Here is a 1515-nt window from a genome sequence, read left to right as displayed (position 1 = left end):
TCGACCTTCACCACGATCGTCTTGTCACCCTTGTCGGAGACGACGACGCCTTCGAGAATTCGCTTGGGCATGTTCGTTGTCTCCTTAGGCCGCGGTCTGCTTGGAACGCAGGACGGTCTTGATCCGCGCGATGTCCTTGCGGACCTCGTCCACGCGGTGGGTCTTCTCAACCTGGCCCGTCGCCGCCTGGAAGCGCAGGTTGAACTGCTCTTTCTTCAGGTTCAGCAGGCTTTCGCCGAGTTGGTCGGGCGTCATGCCCCGGATGTCGTCGATCTTCATCACGCGGCCTCCGCCACAACGGCGTCGATCCGGGTGACAATGCGGGTCTTCACCGGAAGCTTGGCCGCGCCGAGGCGCAGGGCTTCACGGGCCACATCGTCCGGCACGCCGTCGATTTCAAACATGATCCGGCCGGGGTGAACGCGCGCGGCCCAGTACTCGACCGCGCCCTTGCCCTTACCCATCCGCACTTCGGCCGGCTTGTCGGTGACCGGCACGTCCGGGAAGATCCGGATCCACACGCGGCCTTGACGCTTCATCTGGCGAGTGATCGCCCGGCGGGCGGCTTCGATCTGACGCGCGGTGATGCGTTCCGGTTCGACGGACTTAAGGCCATAGGAGCCGAAGTTCAGCGTGAAGCCGCCCTTCGCCGTTCCATGGATCTTGCCCTTGAACTGCTTACGGTACTTGGTTTTCTTCGGAGACAGCATGGCTCTACCCTAGGCTCCAGCTTGCTCGCGGCGGTCACGGCGACCACGGTCGGGACGATCGCCCGAACGGTCACGACCGCCACCCTCGCCGGCCGGGCCGGATTCGGTCGCCAGGCGCTTATCGAGCGCCATCGGATCGTGGTCGAGGACTTCGCCTTTGAAGACCCACACCTTCACGCCGATGATGCCGTAGGTCGTGCTGGCTTCGGTGATCCCGTAGTCGATGTCGGCCCGCAGCGTGTGACGCGGAACGCGACCCTCGTGGTAGCTTTCCGTACGCGCGATTTCCGCGCCGCCCAGACGGCCGGCCACTTCGATGCGCATCCCCTTGGCGCCCAGACGCATGCCGCTTTGCAGCGCACGCTTCATGGCGCGGCGGAAGGCCACGCGGCGCTCGAGCTGCTGGGCGATATTCTCGGCCACCAGCTGGGCGTCGGTCTCAGGCTTGCGGATCTCGACGATGTTCAGGTGCACTTCACCCTGGGTCATCGCCGCGATGTCCTTGCGGAGCTTCTCGATGTCCGCGCCCTTCTTGCCGATGATGACACCGGGACGGGCCGCGTAGATCGTGATCCGGCACTTCTTGTGCGGACGCTCGATGATGATGCGCGAGACGCTGGCCTGATACAGGCGCTTCTTCAGGTTCTTGCGGATCTTCAGGTCTTCGTGGAGCATCCGACCATAGTCCGCGCCGTCGGCGAACCAGCGGCTGTCCCAGGTGCGGTTGATGCCGAGGCGAAGCCCGACCGGATTGACTTTTTGACCCATCAGGCGGCCTCACCCAATTCGCGGACCACGATGGTGA

At 64.2% G+C, this 1515-nt stretch carries 3 protein-coding genes and 1 pseudogene; all 4 read right to left on the bottom strand.

Annotated features, from left to right (window positions below):
- A pseudogene (locus Q8Q77_RS15960) lies at window positions 1-71 on the bottom strand (30S ribosomal protein S17); the annotation flags it as partial.
- 13 nt (window positions 72-84) lie between these two features.
- On the bottom strand, window positions 85-279 hold the full coding sequence (rpmC, locus tag Q8Q77_RS15955; protein WP_056730059.1) for a 50S ribosomal protein L29: 195 nt from the start codon (window positions 277-279) through the stop codon (window positions 85-87).
- Window positions 279-710, bottom strand: coding sequence for a 50S ribosomal protein L16 (gene rplP / locus Q8Q77_RS15950; RefSeq protein ID WP_305584623.1), 432 nt, complete (start codon window positions 708-710; stop codon window positions 279-281). Before rplP ends, rpmC begins: the two co-directional genes overlap by 1 nt.
- Before the next feature lie 9 nt (window positions 711-719).
- On the bottom strand, window positions 720-1478 hold the full coding sequence (rpsC, locus tag Q8Q77_RS15945) for a 30S ribosomal protein S3 (protein ID WP_305584622.1): 759 nt from the start codon (window positions 1476-1478) through the stop codon (window positions 720-722).
- Window positions 1479-1515: the final 37 nt, after the last annotated feature.

Source organism: Phenylobacterium sp., from assembly GCF_030698145.1.
Classification (GTDB): domain Bacteria; phylum Pseudomonadota; class Alphaproteobacteria; order Caulobacterales; family Caulobacteraceae; genus Phenylobacterium.
The sequence above is the reverse complement of the archived record's forward strand: the minus strand, read 5'-3'. Positions and strand labels throughout refer to the sequence as shown.